Annotated in this window: 15 protein-coding genes and 1 pseudogene; 10 read left to right on the top strand and 6 right to left on the bottom strand. The window is 55.3% G+C overall.

Going from position 1 to position 18,753, the window contains the following annotated elements:
• The first annotated feature begins 87 nt into the window (after nt 1-87).
• Complete coding sequence (locus DW806_RS02705) at nt 88-1,455, top strand: citrate/2-methylcitrate synthase (RefSeq protein ID WP_118729019.1); 1,368 nt, start codon at nt 88-90, stop codon at nt 1,453-1,455.
• A 269-nt stretch (nt 1,456-1,724) separates the two neighbouring features.
• On the opposite strand, the gene DW806_RS02700 is transcribed toward DW806_RS02705, so the two are convergent.
• The gene (locus DW806_RS02700; protein WP_118729018.1) at nt 1,725-2,654 is read right to left on the bottom strand and encodes a sugar phosphate isomerase/epimerase family protein; all 930 of its coding nucleotides are present in this window, start codon (nt 2,652-2,654) and stop codon (nt 1,725-1,727) included.
• Nucleotides 2,655-3,044: 390 nt separating this feature from the next.
• On the opposite strand from DW806_RS02700, the gene DW806_RS02695 reads away from it, so the two are divergent.
• The 3 genes from DW806_RS02695 (at nt 3,045) to DW806_RS02685 (ending at nt 6,769) form a co-directional block, all read left to right on the top strand.
• Nucleotides 3,045-4,058, top strand: coding sequence for a sugar ABC transporter substrate-binding protein (locus DW806_RS02695; RefSeq protein WP_118729017.1), 1,014 nt, complete (start codon nt 3,045-3,047; stop codon nt 4,056-4,058).
• A gap of 229 nt (nt 4,059-4,287) precedes the next feature.
• Nucleotides 4,288-5,793 carry a sugar ABC transporter ATP-binding protein gene (locus tag DW806_RS02690; RefSeq protein ID WP_118729016.1) on the top strand — a complete coding sequence of 502 codons (1,506 nt, stop codon included), beginning with the start codon at nt 4,288-4,290 and terminating at the stop codon, nt 5,791-5,793.
• Nucleotides 5,786-6,769 carry an ABC transporter permease gene (locus tag DW806_RS02685; protein WP_118729015.1) on the top strand — a complete coding sequence of 328 codons (984 nt, stop codon included), beginning with the start codon at nt 5,786-5,788 and terminating at the stop codon, nt 6,767-6,769. Before DW806_RS02690 ends, DW806_RS02685 begins: the two co-directional genes overlap by 8 nt.
• A 546-nt stretch (nt 6,770-7,315) precedes the next feature.
• Here the strand turns inward: DW806_RS02685 and DW806_RS02680 are convergent.
• On the bottom strand, nt 7,316-8,332 hold the full coding sequence (locus tag DW806_RS02680; protein ID WP_118729014.1) for a LacI family DNA-binding transcriptional regulator: 1,017 nt from the start codon (nt 8,330-8,332) through the stop codon (nt 7,316-7,318).
• A 299-nt stretch (nt 8,333-8,631) separates the two neighbouring features.
• On the opposite strand from DW806_RS02680, the gene DW806_RS02675 reads away from it, so the two are divergent.
• Nucleotides 8,632-9,639: a Gfo/Idh/MocA family protein gene (locus tag DW806_RS02675; protein WP_118286294.1), complete on the top strand. Its 1,008-nt coding sequence runs from the start codon at nt 8,632-8,634 to the stop codon at nt 9,637-9,639.
• Nucleotides 9,640-9,695: 56 nt separating this feature from the next.
• On the opposite strand, the gene DW806_RS02670 is transcribed toward DW806_RS02675, so the two are convergent.
• Entirely contained in the window at nt 9,696-10,283 is a 588-nt protein-coding gene (locus tag DW806_RS02670; RefSeq protein ID WP_118286295.1) for a hypothetical protein, read from the bottom strand.
• A 98-nt stretch (nt 10,284-10,381) separates the two neighbouring features.
• Nucleotides 10,382-11,401: a Gfo/Idh/MocA family protein gene (locus DW806_RS02665; RefSeq protein ID WP_118729013.1), complete on the bottom strand. Its 1,020-nt coding sequence runs from the start codon at nt 11,399-11,401 to the stop codon at nt 10,382-10,384.
• Between the two features lie 303 nt (nt 11,402-11,704).
• On the opposite strand from DW806_RS02665, the gene hrcA reads away from it, so the two are divergent.
• The 5 genes and pseudogenes from hrcA to DW806_RS02640 all read left to right on the top strand — a co-directional run bounded on the left by hrcA (nt 11,705) and on the right by DW806_RS02640 (nt 16,880).
• Nucleotides 11,705-12,751, top strand: coding sequence for a heat-inducible transcriptional repressor HrcA (gene hrcA, locus DW806_RS02660; protein ID WP_158557228.1), 1,047 nt, complete (start codon nt 11,705-11,707; stop codon nt 12,749-12,751).
• A gap of 28 nt (nt 12,752-12,779) precedes the next feature.
• The gene (grpE, locus tag DW806_RS02655; protein ID WP_118729012.1) at nt 12,780-13,307 is read left to right on the top strand and encodes a nucleotide exchange factor GrpE; all 528 of its coding nucleotides are present in this window, start codon (nt 12,780-12,782) and stop codon (nt 13,305-13,307) included.
• Between the two features lie 56 nt (nt 13,308-13,363).
• The gene (dnaK, locus tag DW806_RS02650) at nt 13,364-15,211 is read left to right on the top strand and encodes a molecular chaperone DnaK (protein ID WP_118729011.1); all 1,848 of its coding nucleotides are present in this window, start codon (nt 13,364-13,366) and stop codon (nt 15,209-15,211) included.
• Nucleotides 15,212-15,338: 127 nt separating this feature from the next.
• Entirely contained in the window at nt 15,339-16,490 is a 1,152-nt protein-coding gene (dnaJ, locus tag DW806_RS02645; protein ID WP_118729010.1) for a molecular chaperone DnaJ, read from the top strand.
• A 127-nt stretch (nt 16,491-16,617) separates the two neighbouring features.
• A pseudogene (locus DW806_RS02640) lies at nt 16,618-16,880 on the top strand (hypothetical protein).
• 121 nt (nt 16,881-17,001) lie between these two features.
• On the opposite strand, the gene ribH reads toward DW806_RS02640, so the two are convergent.
• On the bottom strand, nt 17,002-17,463 hold the full coding sequence (gene ribH, locus DW806_RS02635) for a 6,7-dimethyl-8-ribityllumazine synthase (protein ID WP_117750905.1): 462 nt from the start codon (nt 17,461-17,463) through the stop codon (nt 17,002-17,004).
• An 80-nt stretch (nt 17,464-17,543) separates the two neighbouring features.
• A complete protein-coding gene (locus tag DW806_RS02630; protein WP_117491331.1) occupies nt 17,544-18,752 on the bottom strand; it encodes a bifunctional 3,4-dihydroxy-2-butanone-4-phosphate synthase/GTP cyclohydrolase II in 1,209 nt (402 codons plus the stop codon).
• Nucleotide 18,753: the final 1 nt, after the last annotated feature.

The raw sequence follows: 18,753 nt of genomic DNA, 5'->3' as shown, positions 1-18,753 counted from the left end.
GGAACTGTGCAAAAAATGTCATGTAAACGCGAGTGGATTCTGATACAATAAATATATCACACAATACAGTAAAAGGGAGGAATCATCATGACACCGGAACACGATATTTTACAGGTCACGCCGCGTGTGGAAGCGCTGGCGGCGCTCTGCCGCTCGAACAGCCGCATTGATCCGGCGTTGTACCGCAAGTACGATGTCAAGCGCGGTCTGCGCGACATCAATGGACAGGGCGTACTGGCCGGTCTGACCAACATTTCGGACATTATCTCCCGCAAGGAGATAGGCGGCGAAATCGTGCCCTGTGAGGGCGAGCTGTACTATCGCGGCATTCGCATTCAGGATCTGGTGCAGGGCTTCATCCGTGACGGCCGCAAGGGTTATGAGGAGGTTGCCTATCTGCTGCTGTTCGGTGAGCTGCCGGATGCCAAGAGTCTGGGCGATTTCAAGGCTCTGCTGGCACAGGGACGCACGCTGCCGACCAATTTCACGCGCGATGTTATCATGAAGGCGCCGACGCATGATATGATGAACAGCCTGTCGCGCAGTGTGCTCACGCTGGCATCCTACGACAGCAACGCGGATGATATCAGCCTGCCGAACGTGCTGCGGCAGTGCCTGATGCTGATTTCGGTCTTTCCGATGCTGGCTGTGTATTCCTATCACGCCTACAATCACTACGAGTGCGGCGGCAGCATGTACATTCACTACCCGTCGGACAGTCTGTCTACTGCGTCCAACTTCCTGCGCATGCTGCGCCCGGATATGCAGTACACGCCGCTCGAGGCCAGCGTGCTCGATCTGGCGCTTGTGCTGCACATGGAGCACGGCGGCGGCAACAACTCGTCGTTCACAACACACGTTGTCACGTCCTCCGGCACGGATACCTATTCGGCTATTTCTGCGGCGCTCGGTTCACTGAAAGGCCCGAAGCACGGCGGAGCGAACTACAAGGTCGTGCAGATGTTCGAGGATATGAAGAAAAACGTGTCGGACACCACGGATGAGCAGGCAGTCGCGGACTATCTTGTCAAGCTGCTGCGCCGTGAGGCATTTGACCAGAAGGGACTCATCTACGGCATGGGCCACGCTGTGTACTCGATCTCGGACCCGCGTGCGCAGGTATTCCAATCCTTCGTCGGTCAGCTGGCGCACGAGAAGGGCAGAGATGCGGATTTCGCGCTGTACACCATGGTCGAGGAGGTGGCGCCTCGGGTTATCGCGCAGGAACGCCACATCTATAAGGGTGTGTCCGCAAATGTTGATTTTTACTCAGGTTTTGTGTATTCCATGCTGGGTTTGCCGCCGGAATTGTACACGCCGGTGTTCGCGATGGCGCGTATCGTCGGCTGGAGCGCCCACCGCTTGGAAGAGCTGATCAACACGGATAAGATCATCCGTCCGGCGTACCGCTGCGTGCAGCCTGCGGAGCCTTATATTTCTCTTAAGGAACGCTAAGACTTAATATAATAAAGAAAGCAGGTGCTGTAAGCGTAAATTACAGCACCTGTTATTATAGATATAAGATTTGAGGCAATACCGCATAATTGAACAAGAGTGATTTGCGAGTGAATTTTGCGTACTGACGAGGCACAGTTTTGCGGTAATACTTGATGTATTACCGTGAAACTTCGGCAGCGCGGACGGAACTCTCGCAAGGAACCGAAGCCAAAGTCAGGACACAAAATTTTCGCAAAGCACCGCGGCTTTAATGGTGCGGTGTTGCCTTAACCAATATTGAGCGCTTCGCGCAGCACCTGCAGGCTGGCGAGATGACCGTCGAGCATGGAGAGCGTCAAATCTTCCATTTCAAGGGAAATCTCATCGTTGTAGCCAGACATGCGGACAACCGAGAAAAACTCCTTCCACCACTTGGCATCGTGTCCCGCGCCGACGGCAACATAGTTCCACGAGCGTCGGGCAAATGCGTCGATCGGCTTGGTATCCAGCATGCCGTTTGGCTGCCAGTAGCGGCGCTCCGGCCGCGAATCCTTGCCGTGAATATGGTAAATCGCGCCGTGCTCACCGAGCACGCGGGCCGCTTCGATCGGATCGCCGCCCATCCAGAACAGGTGGGACGGATCGAGGTTCATGCCGATCATCGGACCGACAGCCTCACGCAGACGGAGCAGCGTTTCCGGGTTGTAAACCAGCTGCATACCGTGGTTTTCGAGCGCGATTCGCTCGATTCCGCAATCCTCCGCCAGCTTAACAAGGTTTTTCCATGCGGGAATCGCAACCTGATTCCACTGGTAATCCAGAATGTCCTGCGTCTCTGGCGGCCACGAGGTCGTGATCCACACCGGCGTTTTATCGCCCTCGCAGCCGACCGGCAGACCGCTCATCATAACGATCTTCTTTACTCCGAGCTGATGCGCCAGCTCGAAGGTTTTCTTGGTTACATCCATGTCCTTTTCATACGCGAGCGGGTTGCCCGAGCAGTTGAGCGCGCACAGCTCCAGCCCCTTTTTACGCATGGCGTCATACCATTTTTCACGGGCGGTCTTGTCGCTTACCAGAAGGTCGAGGTCACAGTGCGGCGCACCCGACCAGTTGCCGGTGCCGATTTCAATAGCGGCAATTTTCTGCTCCACGCAGAAATCGAGCATCTGCTCATAGGGCATATCCAGCGTGCAGGTTTTGATAGCAAGCTTCATTGTCGTATTCCTTCTCTCATTAGGATACTGTAATTTTACCACATTGTAACCTTTGGTGGCAAGAGATGTCTCCAAAATGTGCCCAAAACGACCATGAAATTTCCATGATTTTATGGGAAAAATGCCGTAAGAAAAATAAAAATGCACAATGCACGGCGTCGGATTTTCAAATGTCACAGCAGGAATTTGTGAATGTGTACAAAACGGAATGTGTGAAAATCACCACCTCTTACAAAAATAACAACGAAGGGTTGCCAAAACGATATTATTGCATTAAAATATTACCAGAACGTTGGAGCGTTCCTAAGTCCCACAGCAGTGGGAACCGACCGCAGAGCAGACAACATGAGAGACTGTCTGCTCCGCATAAAAAAGGAGAGAGGTTTTATCATGAAGAAGAGATTACTTGCTATGCTGATGACCGGCGCTATGGTTGCAAGCCTTGCAGCTTGCGGCGGCGGTTCTTCCACCCCGTCTACGGACGACAAGACCGGCGGCAATAAGGCTGGCACCACTTCCGGCTGCTCTGTTGACGTTATCCTGAAGACGACTGCTTCCGAGTACTGGAGCTACGTTAAGGCTGGCGCTGAGGCTTACTCCAAGGACAACCCGGACGTAAAGGTTGAGGTTAAGGGCGCTACCTCCGAGACCGCTTACGACGAGCAGCAGAATATGATCGAGACCGACCTGAACTCCGGTGCATACGATGCATTCGTTATCGCTCCGCTGCAGGCTGACCTCGTTAAGACCCTGATCGCTGGCCAGACCGCACCGATCGTTGCTGTTGATACCAACATCGACGCACCTGAGGTTCTGTCTTTCGTAGGCACCGGCAACGAGGATGCTGCTGCAATGGGCGGCAAGGCTGCTGTTGAGGCTGCTAAGGCTGCTGGCTGGGATAAGGTTCAGGCTATCGCAATTTCCGGTGTACAGGGCGACGGCACTGCTACCGCTCGTCTGACCGGTTATGAGAAGGGCGTTACCGAGGCTGGCGGCGAGTTCCTGAAGGACGAGATCCAGTACGCTGACGCTGTTGCTGATAAGGCTGCTACCTCGATGGAAGCAATCATGCAGAACCATCCGAAAGGCGTCGCTATCATCGTCTGCAACAACGACGATATGGCTATGGCTGCTGCTCGTGCTGCAAAGGGCAACGCTGCTTACGAGAAGACCATCTTCGTTGGTTTCGACGGCATCCAGTCCGCTTGCAACGCTATCCTGTCTGGCGAGGAGACCATGTCCGTTGCTCAGGAAGCATACGACATGGGCTACAAGGCAGTTGAGGCTGCTGTAAAGGCTGTTAACGGTGAGAAGCTGGAGAAGTTCATCGACTCCGGTTGCTCCGTTGTCAACAAGGATAACGCTCAGGAGCGTCTGGATACCCTGAAGGGCTACATCGGCTAAGCAATCCATCCCACACGCTTGTGGTTTTCCATTAGTTCCAGCATTTAAGTGAACGAGAAGAAACCCCTGCTCGATTTTAATCTCTGCAGGGGTTCTCTTTTCAAACATGCTCCCGCGGACAAGAAATGGTAAAGAGCTTGCACTGGGCAGGCTTTTCCTTAGGGAACTGAACCGAGAACAGTTTACTTTGTCCCGCACTTCATCTCGGAGAAGAAAAGGTGATATGCAAATGAGTGAATACGTAGTAGAACTGAAAAACGCGACCAAGCGTTTTCCGGGCGTAGTGGCTCTGAAAAACATGCAGCTTTCCGTCAAGCCGGGCGAGATCCTCGGCCTGATCGGTGAGAACGGCGCAGGCAAATCTACGCTGATCAAGGTGCTGACTGGTGTACATCAGGCAGACGAGGGTCAGATTTTCGTAGACGGCGTCGAGCAGCATTTTAAGGACCCGAACGATTCGGCAGCGGCTGGCATCGCGTGCGTATATCAGGAGCTTAATATTGAGAAGCTGCTGAGCATTACTGACAACATTTTCATCAACAAGTGGATTAAAAAGGGTACTCTGCTGGATTACCCGACCATGCATAAAAAGGCAAAGGAAGTTATGGCTTCGCTCGGTCAGGACGTAGACCCGACCAAGCCGGCAGGTAACTTTGGTATGGGCGTACAGCAGATGATCGAGATCGCGAAGGCGGTTCTGATCAACGCAAAAATGATTATTATGGACGAGCCGACCTCCTCTCTGGGCGAGAAAGAGGTTGAGCAGCTGATGAAGACGTGCCGTGAACTGAAGGCACGCGGCATCGGCATCGTCTTTGTATCCCATAAGCTGGAGGAGCTGTTCGAGCTGTGCGACCGCGTTGAGGTTATCCGTGACGGTGAGTTCATCGCAACCAAGCCGATCGATCAGTGGGATAATGACTCCCTGATCACCGCAATGGTAGGTCGTTCGCTGGACAACCAGTTCCCGAAGGAATTCGGCGAAAAGTCCAAGGAGCCGATGCTCGAGGTTGACAACGTTGTTGAGGCAGGCGTCCTGAACGATGTATCCTTCAAGGCATACGGCGGACAGATTCTGGGCTTTGCAGGTCTGGTCGGCGCCGGCCGTACCGAGATCATGCGCGCAGTATTCGGCGCAGATCCGATCGACAGCGGCAAGATCAAGATCAAGGGCAAGGAAGTACATATCAAGTCCCCGCGTCAGGCGATCCATCACGGCATTGCGTTCCTCACCGAGGACCGTAAGGGACAGGGTCTGGTACTGGCTCAGACCATTCGCACCAACCTGATTCTTGCTAACATGAAGGGCTTCTCTTCGGGCTTGTTCCTGAACGAAAAGAAGATCCTCGAGGCAGGCGAGCAGAACATTGCGTCGCTGCGCATCAAGACCCCGTCGATCGACGAGATCGTAGGCCAGCTGTCCGGTGGTAACCAGCAGAAGGTCGTAATCGGCAAGTGGGTCAACACGGATGCAGAGATCTTTATCTTTGACGAACCGACCCGTGGTATCGACGTCGGCGCAAAGGTCGAGGTTTACAACGTAATGAACAGCCTTGTCAAGCAGGGCAAGTGCGTTATCATGGTATCTTCGGAAATGCCTGAGATCCTCGGCATGTCCGACCGCGTAATCGTAATGCGCGGCGGCGAAGTAATGGCCGAAGTAGACCGTGACAGCGAACATTTCAATCAGGAAGACCTTATGAAGGCAGCTTGGGGAGGTAAATTAGATGACTAAATCGAAGAAATCCAGCAGTTTGATGTCTTATGCTGGTACTTTTGGCGCACTGGTAATCCTTTGTGTAGTTCTGGCGATCGCTTCGCCGAACTTCTTTAAGTATTCCAACATGATGTCTGTTCTCAAGCAGACCTCGTTCAATGCACTGGTATCCACCGGTATGCTGCTCTGCCTGATCACCGCCGGCATCGACCTGTCCGTAGGTGCGAACGCAACGTTCGCTGCCTGCCTTGCAGGTATGCTGGTTAACAAGGACATGAACAATCCGGTTCTGCTGCTGGTTGTTGCCATCGTTGGCGGCACCCTGATCGGTTGGATCAACGGTATGCTTCTTACCCGTCTGCACCTGCCGCATCCGTTCGTATCTACCCTCGGTATGAAGAACGTACTGTGGGGCGGTGCGCTGATCATCACCAACTCTCAGATGGTATCCTTCTCCGGTAATGATGCTGTTATGTGGCTCGGTTCTTCGACCGTAGCCGGCTTCCCGGTATCCTTTATCGTAGTACTTGTCATCTACGTTATCATGCACATCCTGCTGACCAAGACCGCTCTGGGCCGTTCCATCTACTGTGTAGGCGGCAACCCGGAAGCAGCTCGTCTGTCCGGTATCAACTCCGCTAACGTGCTGACCTTCTGCTACACCCTGTCCGGTTTCATGGCAGCTCTGGCTGGTATCGTATCCATCGGTCGTTCCGGTATCTGCAACGGCGTTAACGCTATTCAGCCGTACGATACCGACGCAATCGCAGCCTGCATCATCGGCGGCGCATCCTTCATGGGCGGCAAGGGCACCATGGTTGGTACCATGCTCGGCGCGCTGATCATCGCTGTTCTGCGTAACGGCTTCTCCCTGCTGTCCGTTTCTTCGGCAGTACAGAACCTCGTACTCGGCCTGGTTATCATCGGCGCCGTACTGCTCGACGTTACTCGTGAGCGCATGGCTGCTAAGGCTCGCCGTCTGGCTGCTAAGTAATCAGTCCGCGCATATCAAACAAAAAAGAGTCGCTGTAAAGCGGCTCTTTTTTGTTGTGTAAATCGTTATCTGATTACTAAAGTATTGGAAATGGGAGCCAACCTTTGGCTGGGGGACCAAAAGGATAGACACCTAAGGTTTCTATCCTCTTGGGACTCCATCTTCCTTTATTTCTTAGTTTGGCGCAGATCAGAGAACGGCGACCGCTTCGATATGGGGAACGGCAGTCGGGTTACCATTGCGTGTCTTTCGCAAACTATTCGCAGTTCACAGATAGCGTACTGCTACACATGCGGGTTATTCTTCACAGGCGCGACATAACAGTGTCGCGCAACTCGTTGGCTTGGATATTTTGCACGACACCTACGAATTGCACTCGTTATACCGTAGGGTGTGACGACTCGGCGCACCGCTTGTATCCGACCTGCACAATCTATCCCGTAGGGGCGGCCATTGGCCACCCACACAACGGTAAACCGTCACGTCAATTTTCCATTCTCCATTATCAATTCTCAATTACTGCAAATCGCTAAATGCAATCTCTCGTTACAACATCTCCTGCGTAATCAACCGCAGATCGGTATAATACAGCTCCCGTTTGGGCTGCACGCCGCGCAGCAGCATTTGATACATCGCCAACACGGCGTGGAACGATTCCTGCGAGAATGACTGACCGATCACGAAATCCACCGTTCCCTCGCGCAGATACCGCTTCGCGGTTGGCGTGAGGTCGTTGCAGACGATATGCGGACGGGTGGTGCGCCGCGCTTTTCGGATGCCCGCGATGCAGCCGGAGAGCGGCTGGCAGGCCATATAGACGGCGTGCAGGCGGCTGTCGGCCTGAAGCGCCTGCGCGACGAGTTCACCGGTGAGTTCAGGCATTTCGTTGGTTTCGATCACGCGGTAGGCATCTTCGGAGAAACCCAGCTCGAGCAGCCGGCGGCAAAAGCCGTCCACGCGGCCTTTGTGGGCCTCCATACGCAGATTTCCGGTGACAATGAGAACGTGCTCGGGCGGGCGGATGAGCCGCGCCATGACACCGGCGGCGATAGCGCCTGCGCGGACAAGATCCTGTCCGGCGTGGCACAGACGGCCGCTGTGCGGCACATCGGCATCATAGGTGATGACGGTAACGCCTTTCTGCACCGCCTGCTCGATGGCGGCGCGGACCTCCGGCGTATTCTCGGCACGGATAATGAGTCCGTCCACGCCGGAACGAATCTGTTCGTCCATCGCGCGGAGCAGCTCCTGCATCGTCATGGTGCGCAGCGGCTGCTCGGTCAGTATAAACGCCGGATCGGCGATATAGCGCAGTGCCTTGCGAATGCCGCTGACGATCTGCCGGTTGAAGTGCCCATCCGTCCATTGCGGAATGAGAATAGCCGCTTGCCTGCAATCTGCCGATTTCGGCGGCACTGGAGACTGGTAGCCGAGTTTTTCTGCGGCACGGACAACTTTTTCGCGTATCATCGGATTGACGTTGGGGCGTCCGTGCAGCACACGGTCCACCGTGCCGCGCGACACACCGGACAGCTCTGCGATTTTTTGTATGGTAACTGCCATTGACACATTCTCCTTTTCTACTTCAAAGTATAGGGGAGAGCAGCGCTGACGTCAAGTATAACTACGCACAGTGCACAATCAAAAATGCACTGTCATCTGCTTTTGAGCCTTCATTTTGCCATAAATTTGCGGTGCTTTTTTAGGCAGGCTACCAATGTTTTGGTGGGACGGTTGACCGTGACGGCGGGATTGCGGTACAATGTATACAATGAAGAAAAAAGTGTGAAAAAACGCGGGAATCCGCGAGTATTAACGAGATTTTAAGCGATTATTCTTGCTGTTAAAAGGAGAGGATCAGCATGCTGAATATTGGTGTTATTGGCTGCGGCGCAATTGGCCGCGATCACATTCGACGCCTGACGGACATTGTTCCGGGCTGTCAGGTTGTTGCCTGTGCAGACTATTTTGAAGAAGCTGCGATTAAGGTTGCGGCGCAGTACGAAGGCATGAAGGCATACAAGACCGGCGAGGAGCTGATTGCAGCACCGGAGGTGCAGGCGGTCGTTATCACCTCGTCCGACCCGAGCCACGCAGGCTATGTGCTCGAGGCTCTCAAAGCGGGCAAGCAGGTGTTCTGCGAGAAGCCGCTGGCACAGAGTGCCGCCGACTGCGAGAAAATCATCGCGGCCGAGACCGCACACGGCAAGCGTTTGGTACAGGTCGGCTTTATGCGCCACTATGACCGCGGCTACGCCGAGATGAAGCGCATCATCGACTCCGGTGAGCTGGGTGCGCCGCTGATGATTCACGCGTGCCACCGTAACGTGTCTCAGCCGGACGGCTTCCAGACCGAGATGGGCGTTTCCAACGTTGCAATCCACGAGCTGGACATATGCCGCTGGCTGCTCGGCGATGAGTATAAGAGCGGTCAGGTGCTCAAGGTGCGCCAGTCCGCGTGCTCTACCAAGGGTTACGACAACCCGCAGATCGTGCTGCTGGAAACCCAGTCCGGTGCGCGTATTGACGTAGAGGTTCAGGTTGCGGACGCTTACGGTTACGACATCCAGTGTCAGGTCGTCTGCGAGAAGGGCACAGTCAACCTGCCTGATCCGTATGCGGTTGTCAAGCGCTCGAACGCAACCCGTTCGTTCCCGATCCTGACCGACTGGAAGGACCGCTTTATTGAAGCCTATGACATTGAGCTGACCCATTGGGTCAAGACACTCGAGGAGAAGGGTGAGCCGGATGGTCCGTCCGCATGGGACGGCTACGCTGCCTGCGTCGCAGCAGACACGCTCAACCGTTCCCGCGGCACGAATCAGTTCCTGCCGATCGAGATGATGGATAAACCTGCTCTCTACAAATAATCTCTCATATATAAGAAAAAGGACCGCCCCAGCGGTCCTTTTTCTTTTATATTGGGTTATACGGTCAGCTTTTCCGCTTGATATGCGGCACGGATAAACAGGGCAAGCAGCACAAGGCTGGCAATCTGCGAGAGAAAAATCGGAATGGAAGTTGGCAGCATGCGCAGCAAAATGTTGATAAGGGAAAGATAAAAGCACCAGCGAATACGCTTGGGCGGAAAGTCGTAGCCGCGCTCTGTACAGACATCGTCCAGTCCGGTGTACAGCCAGAACTGCGAGACATAGGCTGCGATCACACCGGCAAGTGCGATCAGGCTGAACAGCAGATAAAACGTGCTGGGTGTATACGGCGGCGTGTCGCTCGGAACGAGCGTCATGGCCAGCAGGCCGACAACGGTTGCCGCCACGCTGAGCACAGTGGCTGTGAACGCACGCTGCAGGCGCTCGGACACGCGGCTGAACCGGTAAAACGGATAAAACTGCACGAGGGTGCAGAATATACCGAGAATGCCGGTAACGGTGAGCGCTGCACCGTTTGTACCGTTCAAAGTGACGGAGCCGCTGAATTGTCCAAGCACCAGTGAAACGGCGCTGCACAGCCAGAACATGGAAAGCCAGCGGGCAATGGGAATGTTGTTGTTCATAATCTCTACCTCCTTGCCATTATAATAGCAGAGAAGATGAAAATATGCAAGAAAAAGCAGAGCCTTTCGACTCTGCTTTTGTGCGATTTTACAATATATTAATACTGTACCTGAACCGGCTTGCCGGAGTGGAACGAATCCGTAATCGCGTAGGTAACGAGGGTTGCCTTGGTGCCGTCGTAAACGGTCAGCTCGGGCTTGCGGTCCTTCTGGATGCAGTCGATGAAGTCCACCATTTCGAGCAGGTAAGCCTCTGCGAAACGCTGCGGGAAGTTCTCGACGATCTCCTGACGGGCACCGTACTGATCGTAAACCATTACACGGTCCTTCCACGGTACACCGGCTACGCGGATATGCGCCTCGGTGCCGACGATTTCGGTCTCGGTGTGGTAGCCGTGCGGCGCAGTACGGCCAACGTGCAGGAAAGCGACCGTGCCATTGTCAAACTTGAGCATTGCCATGCCGGTCTCGGTGTCGCCGTTCTCGGCAAACTCGGGGTGCTTAAAGTTGGTGCCTGCGGCGTAAACCTCGGTAACCTCACCGCCGAGGAACCAGCGCATCAGGTCAATGTCGTGCGAAGCCGCGTCGATGAAGATGCCGCCCGAGGTCTTGGAGAACTTGATGCAGCTCTCGACCAGTGCTTCCGGGTCCAGACCGGTAGCCTTTACCAGATACGGCTTGCCGATGCGGCCTGCGTTGATCTGTGCCTTTGCATCCGCATAGGACGGATCGTAGCGGCGCATAAAGCCAAGGAAGAAGATCTTGTCCTGGTGACGTTCAACAGCAGCCTCAGCGCGCTTGCACTCCTCAAGCGAGCAGCCGAGCGGCTTGTCGGTGAAAACGTGCTTGCCTGCATCGAGCGCGTACTCGATCATCCAGCAGTGCTCCGGAGAGGAGGAGACGATAACGACAGCTTCAATGTCTGCCTCATCAACCATTTTCTTGTAGTCCGTGGTGGTGTACTCCACCTTGAGGTAGTCCTTTGCCCAGTCCAGCTCCTTCTGCACGAGCGAGCAGGCAGCGACCAGCTTGCAGCCGGGAATCTTGAACGCAAGATTCTGCGCGTGTACCGAACCGAGACGGCCCAAACCAACGATGCCAACTTTGATTTCCTTCATGTTTGTTCTCCTTTTTATAGAGCGGATTTTCTCTCTACGGCAATCGAACGATTGCCTGTCTCTCTCATAATAATTTTATCACTGTGTGAACGCGAACGCAAGGAAAAACGACCAAATCAGAGCATTTTTCATACGGTGAAAATTGGCATTTCAGCACTCGGCAGACGAGTGTGATAAAATTCCGACCATCATTTCATAAATTGTTCACAAACAGCACTTGACTTTGTCCGTATGTGGTGGTAAATTAAGTTTAGCACTCGGGGAGATGGAGTGCTAACAACCGAAAGAAAGGAGTCTGCTTCGGTGGAGCTTTCGGAACGTAAAAAGCAAATACTCAAAGCCATCATCGGCGATTACATCCGCACGGCTGAACCGGTTGGCTCCAAGGCATTGACCGAGGGACACGAGCTGCCGTTCTCGTCCGCCACCATCCGCAATGAGATGAGTGAACTGGAGGACATGGGCTACCTCGAAAAGCCGCACACCTCTGCGGGGCGAATCCCCTCACCGCAGGGTTATCGACTGTATGTGGATGAACTGATGGAGCGTCCGGCCGACAATGCGGAGGACGGAAACGCACTGCAGAACAGCGTGCTTACCAAGGTACGCGAGCTTGACCACCTCATTCAGGAAGCCGGCAAGCTGCTCACCAGTCTGACGAATTACGCGTCGGTTGCTATCACACCGGCCATGACGCAGATCGCCATCCGGCAGTTTGAGATCATTGCAGTCGATAAGATGAATTTCGTAATCGTAGTAGTTACGGATTCGGGCACGGTCAAGAATAAAATGGTCCGCACGGTGGCCGAGGTCTCCAAGGATGAGGCCGAGCTGCTCACCTATGTGCTCAACCAGACGTTGACCGGACTGCCGCTCTCGAGCATCACCGCCGAGCGATTCGACATTGTGCGCCGCGCCGCGGGATTGACCGCGCTGCTCGCTCCGGTGGCCGAGTACATCGCAGAGCTGATCACCGAGCTGAGCGACCAGAAGGTTTACCTCGACGGTGCCAGCAAGCTGCTTCGTTTTCCGGAGTACCGCGATACGAAAAAGGCGCAGACGCTGCTCGATTACATGGAGGACGACCGTAAGCACCTGCTGCCGGCCACCCGCAAGATCGACGGCATCCAGTTCTTCATCGGACCGGAAAACGGTGAAAACCCGCTGAGTGAAACCTCGGCGATTTACGCAAAATACGATATCGGCAAGATCGGTCAGGGTGCGATCGGCATCGTGGGTCCGACCCGCATGGATTACGCCAAGCTGTCCGCACAGCTCAGCCGCTTTGCAAAAGGGCTGAACAAGCTGATTGCCGAGACATTTTTAGATGAAAAAGACGGAAATCATTGATTTCCTGTAAACGGAGGCACAAAACGACATGAGCAAAAAGACAAAGCCGGAGGCGGAAGAGCAGGAGCAGGTAAAGACCGAGGCTCCCGCAGAGGAGACCGCTAAGGCTGATGCAAAGCCCGCGACGGACTGGGAAGCCAAGTATAACGACTTGAACGATCGTTATCTCCGCATGGCGGCGGAGTACGACAACTTCCGCAAGCGCAGCCAGCGCGAGCGCGAGCAGGCGTACACCGATGCAGTCAGCCGCGCCGTAACCGCACTGCTGCCGACCTATGATAACCTCGAGCGGGCGCTCAAGGCAGAGACCGCCGACACCGAATATAAAAAGGGTGTCGAGCTGACCATGACGCAGCTGACCGAAAGCCTCAAGGGCATTAACGTCACCGTCATCGACGCTACCGCAGGCACCGCATTCGATCCGAACTTCCACAACGCGGTTATGCACGTTGAGGATGAAAGCCTCGGTGAGAATGTTATCGCGGAAACCTTCCAGCAGGGCTTCCAGATCGGCGATAAGGTTATTCGCCATGCGATGGTGAAGGTTGCAAACTGATTACTAACTATTAATTAAAGTAAACTAAATCCTAACTATTAAGGAGTGTATTTATTATGGGTAAGATCATTGGTATTGACCTTGGTACGACGAACTCTTGTGTATCTGTTATGGAGGGCGGCGAAGCCGTAGTCATCCCTAACGCTGAGGGTGCGCGCACCACTCCGTCTGTTGTTGCATTTTCCAAGGACGGCGAGCGTATGATCGGTCAGGTCGCTAAGCGCCAGGCTGTAACCAACGCTGACCGTACCATTATTTCTATTAAGCGTCACATGGGCACCGACTACCGCGTAAACATCGACGGCAAGCCGTACTCCCCGCAGGAGATTTCCGCTATGATCCTGCAGAAGCTGAAGGCTGACGCAGAAGCATACCTCGGCCAGCCGGTCAATCAGGCGGTCATCACCGTTCCGGCTTACTTCTCCGACTCGCAGCGTCAGGCTACCAAGGATGCCGGCAAGATCGCAGGTCTGGAAGTTCTGCGTATCATCAACGAGCCGACCGCTGCTGCGCTGGCTTACGGCGTAGATAAGGAATCCGAGCAGAAGATCATGGTTTACGACCTCGGCGGCGGTACGTTCGATGTATCCATCCTGGATATCGGCGAGGGCGTTCTGGAGGTTCTGTCCACCGCAGGTGATACCCACCTCGGCGGCGATGACTTCGACCAGCGCATCATCGACTGGATGGTTGACGAGTTCAAGAAGTCCAACGGCATTGACCTGTCGAATGACCGTATGGCTATGCAGCGCCTGAAGGAAGCTGCTGAGAAGGCAAAGATCGAGCTGTCCGGCATGAGCCAGACCTCCATCAACCAGCCGTATATCACCGCAGACGCAACCGGCCCGAAGCACCTCGAGCTGACCCTGACCCGTGCAAAGTTCAACGAGCTGACCGCAGACCTCGTAGAGCGCACCATGGGCCCGGTTCGTCAGGCTATGAGCGACGCTGGTCTGTCCGCTTCCGATCTGTCCAAGGTTCTGCTGGTTGGCGGTTCCACCCGTATCCCGGCTGTACAGGAGGCTGTTAAGGGCATCACCGGTAAGGAAGGCTTCAAGGGCATCAACCCGGACGAGTGCGTAGCAATCGGCGCATCCATTCAGGGCGGCGTACTTGGCGGCGAGGTCAAGGACGTGCTGCTGCTCGACGTAACTCCGCTGTCCCTCGGCATTGAGACCCTCGGCGGCGTATGCACCAAGCTGATCGACCGCAACACCACCATCCCGACCAAGAAGAGCCAGATCTTCTCCACTGCAGCTGACAACCAGCCGTCGGTTGAGATCCATGTTCTGCAGGGCGAGCGCGAGATGGCTGCGGGCAATAAGACCCTCGGCCGCTTCACCCTCGACGGCATCGCTCCGGCACCGCGCGGCATTCCTCAGATCGAGGTTACCTTCGATATCGACGCAAACGGCATCGTAAACGTATCCGCTAAGGACCTCGGCACCGGCAAGGAGCAGAAGATCACCATCACTGCATCCACCAATCTGTCTCAGGACGAGATCGACAAGGCAATGCACGAGGCTGAGCAGTACGCTGAGCAGGATAAGAAGAACAAGGAAGCAGTTGAGGTTCGCAACAACGCTGAGCAGCTGGTATTCCAGTCCGAGAAGGCACTGACCGATCTGGGCGACAAGCTGTCCGCAGATGAGAAGGCAGGCGTTCAGGCTGAGATCGAAAAGGTTAAGGAAGCGCTCAAGGGCACCGATACCGATATGATCAAGGCTGCAACCGAAGGTCTGTCCAAGAAGTTCTCCGATCTGGCCGGCAAGATCTATCAGCAGCAGGCACCGCAGGGCGACCCGAACATGGGCGGCCAGCCGGGTGCAGGCGCACAGGGCGGCCAGCAGGGCGACTTTGTAGACGCTGACTTCACCGAGGTTAAGGACGACGACAATAAGTAATAAGCAAGAGTGAAGATAGAAGAGTGAAGAGTGGAGAGAAAAACTCCTCACTCTTCACTCTCCACACTCCACTCTAATGGAGAGGCGCACTTTGGTGCGCCTATCCCTGTGTATAGGATGATTTTTTATGGCTGATAAAAGAGATTATTATGAAGTGCTCGGCGTACAGAAGGGCGCAAGTGATGATGAGCTGAAAAAGGCATACCGCAAGCTGGCGCGCAAGTACCACCCGGACCTCAACAAGGATAATCCGGAGGCTGCGGATAAGTTCAAGGAAGTAAACGAAGCATACGAGGTGCTGTCCGACAAGGAGAAGCGCGCCAAGTACGACCAGTTCGGCTTTGCCGGCGTTGACCCGAGTTACGGCGGCGGCGCCGGTGCAGGCGGCTACGGCGGCGGCTTTGACATGGGCGATTTGGGCGACCTGTTCGGCTCATTCTTCGGCGGCGGCTTTGGTGGCGGACGGTCGTCCCGCCGCAACGCACCGCAGCGAGGCGAATCCATCCGTCAGACGGTGATCCTGTCCTTCGAGGAAGCCGCATTCGGCTGTGAGAAGGAGATCACGGTCGAGCGCATCGAATCCTGTGACGACTGCGGCGGCACAGGTGCCGCAAAGGGCACCACGGCGGAGACCTGTCCGAACTGCCGCGGCACCGGCGTTGTTACGCAGACCCAGCGCACGCCGCTCGGCATGTTCCAGACGCAGGGCGCCTGCCCGAACTGCCGCGGCACCGGCAAGATCATCAAGAAGCCGTGTCCGAAGTGCGGCGGTCAGGGTCGTGTCCGCAAGACCCGCAAGTTCAAGGTCAACATTCCGGCAGGTATCGACGATGGTCAGTCCATCCAGCAGCGCGGTCAGGGCAATGCAGGCGTGAACGGCGGTCCCGCAGGCGATCTGTTCGTAACGGTTGCCATCCGTCCGCATCCGATCTTTACCCGCAACGGCTCGGATGTACATGTCGATATTCCGATTTCGTTCGCACAGGCCGCACTCGGCGATACGCTGCAGGTGCCGACCATCGACGGCCGCATCGAGTACAAGATTCCGGAAGGCACGCAGACCGGTACGACGTTCCGCATGCGCGGCAAGGGCATTCAGAATGTCAACGGCCGCGGTCGCGGCGACCAGTACGTCCGCGTAAACATCGAGGTGCCGAAGAACCTGTCCGACAAGCAGAAAAAGCTGCTGCGTGAGTTCGAGGAAACGTCTACCGACGAGAATCAGGTCAAGCGCAAGAGCTTCTGGGATAAGGTAAAGGACGCACTTAAGGATAAATAATTAAAGGAGCTTTGCTTTTTGAAGAAATACGGCGAATTGGATTCGGTAAGCTGACCGGGAGGTCGGCTGAACCCATAAACCACCTCCCCAAAGGACGAATAATATCGACTTTTCAGGAGGAATTCTCATGAATCGGGAGAATAAACGCAAGCAATATCAAAAGGGTTATTACAAAACGCACGCCTGCGACGACAGCTTCACCTGCAGGGTGTGCGGCCGTCCGGTCGTACCGGCAGGCGCGGTGTACTGCACTCTAACCGCGCAGCGGCGGACGATAACCCGATGAAGCTGATGTCCATCGCCATGAAGCCGGTGGCGTTCCCGCCGTTCCCACTGGAGCGGATTGAGGAGCTGACCGCGCTCATGGGCGGAGAAGGCTCGGTAGAATAAAGAAAACCACCCGGGATTTTCTCGGGTGGTTTTTCGTCTGCAGGAGGAAAATGGAGAATTGAGGATGGTAAATAAAAATGCTCTCTGAATCATCAGAGAGCATTTTTTTTTTTGCACAATTTTAGAGCTGCGGCAGCAGGTTTGCCAGCTCGAGAGCCGCAATCGCTGCATCTGCGCCCTTGTTGCCGGCCTTGGTGCCTGCGCGCTCGATGGCCTGCTCGATGTTCTCGGTGGTAACCACGCCGAAGGTCACCGGCACACCGGTCTGCAGGTTGACCTGTGCAATGCCCTTGGCAGCCTCGTTGCACACGAGGTCGTAGTGGCTGGTCGAGCCGCGGATAACCGCGCCGAGGCAGATAACTGCATCATACTTGCCGCTCTGCGCCAGCTTCTGCGCCGCCAGCGGAATCTCAAATGCACCCGGAACCCATACGAGCGTGATGTCATCCGTGTCCACACCGTGACGTACCAGCGTGTCCTCCGCGCCGGAGATCAGCTTGGAAACGATAAATTCGTTGAAACGTGCACCAACGATTGCAAACTTGCCCTTGGTTGCTACTAACTTGCCTTCGAGTACCTTCATCTTAAAATCTTCCTTTCAATATGGTGAACAGATATATTGCAGGGCGAGGTGAGGTCATCCCGCCCTGCGGGATAGATTGATTACAATGTTTCACTAAAGAGGTGACCCATCTTAATTTTCTTGGTTCTGAGGTAGAACGCGTCGTCCTTCTGCGGTGCGATCTCGATCGGCACGCGCTCGGTGATCTCTACACCAAAACCGTCCAGACCGTAAATCTTCTCCGGATTATTGGTCAGCAGGCGCAGCTCCTTTGCGCCGAGGTCCTGCAGAATCTGAGCGCCGATCCAGTATTCACGCAGGTCGGGCGCAAAGCCGAGCTTTACGTTTGCCTCGACTGTATCGAAGCCCTTTTCCTGCAGCTCATACGCCTTCAGCTTGTTGATCAGACCGATTCCGCGGCCTTCCTGGCGCATATAGAGCAGCACGCCGCGTCCTTCCTTGTCAATCTGCTGCATGGCTGCCGCCAGCTGCTGACCGCAGTCGCACCGGCGGGAACCGAACACGTCGCCGGTCAGGCACTCGGAGTGTACGCGGCAGAGCAGGTTCTTGCCATCGCCGATCTCGCCCTTGACGAGCGCAACATGGTGCTCGCCGGTCAGGTCGTTGACGTAGCCGTAGATGCGGAACTCACCGAAACGGGTGGGCATTTTCGCACAAGCTTCGCGGACAACGTGCTTATCATGACGGCGGCAGTAGTCCTGCAGGTCCTTGATGGTGATGATCTTGAGACCCCATTCTTTGGCCTTCTCCATCAGCTCGGGCGTGCGCATCATCGTGCCGTCATCGCGCATGATCTCACAGCACAGACCGCACTGCTCGAGTCCGGCCAGACGGCACAGATCGACAGTCGCCTCGGTGTGGCCGTTGCGGGTCAGCACACCGCCGCGGCGTGCAACAAGCGGGAAAACGTGTCCCGGACGGCGGAGCTCCTCCGGCTTGGTGTGGATATCCGCACATTTGCGGCAGGTAAAGCCGCGTTCCTCGGCGGAAATGCCGGTCGTGGTGTCCACATGGTCGATGGAGACCGTGAACGCGGTGTGGTGGTTGTCCGTGTTGACCTTTACCATCTGCTCCAGACCGAGACGGAGCGCAACCTGCTCACTCATCGGTGTGCAGATCAGGCCCTTGGCATGGGTCGCCATGAAGTTGACGTTTTCGGTCGTGGCGAACTGTGCGGCGCAGATGAGGTCGCCCTCGTTCTCGCGGTCCGGGTCGTCGATGGTGAGGATGAGGTGTCCGGCGCGAAGTTCTTCGAGCGCTTCTTCAACTGTATTGAACTGATATTCCATA

The sequence above is a fragment of the Butyricicoccus sp. AM32-19 genome, from assembly GCF_003480365.1.
In the GTDB taxonomy this organism is placed as follows: domain Bacteria; phylum Bacillota; class Clostridia; order Oscillospirales; family Butyricicoccaceae; genus Agathobaculum; species Agathobaculum butyriciproducens.
The sequence above is the reverse complement of the archived record's forward strand: the minus strand, read 5'-3'. Positions and strand labels throughout refer to the sequence as shown.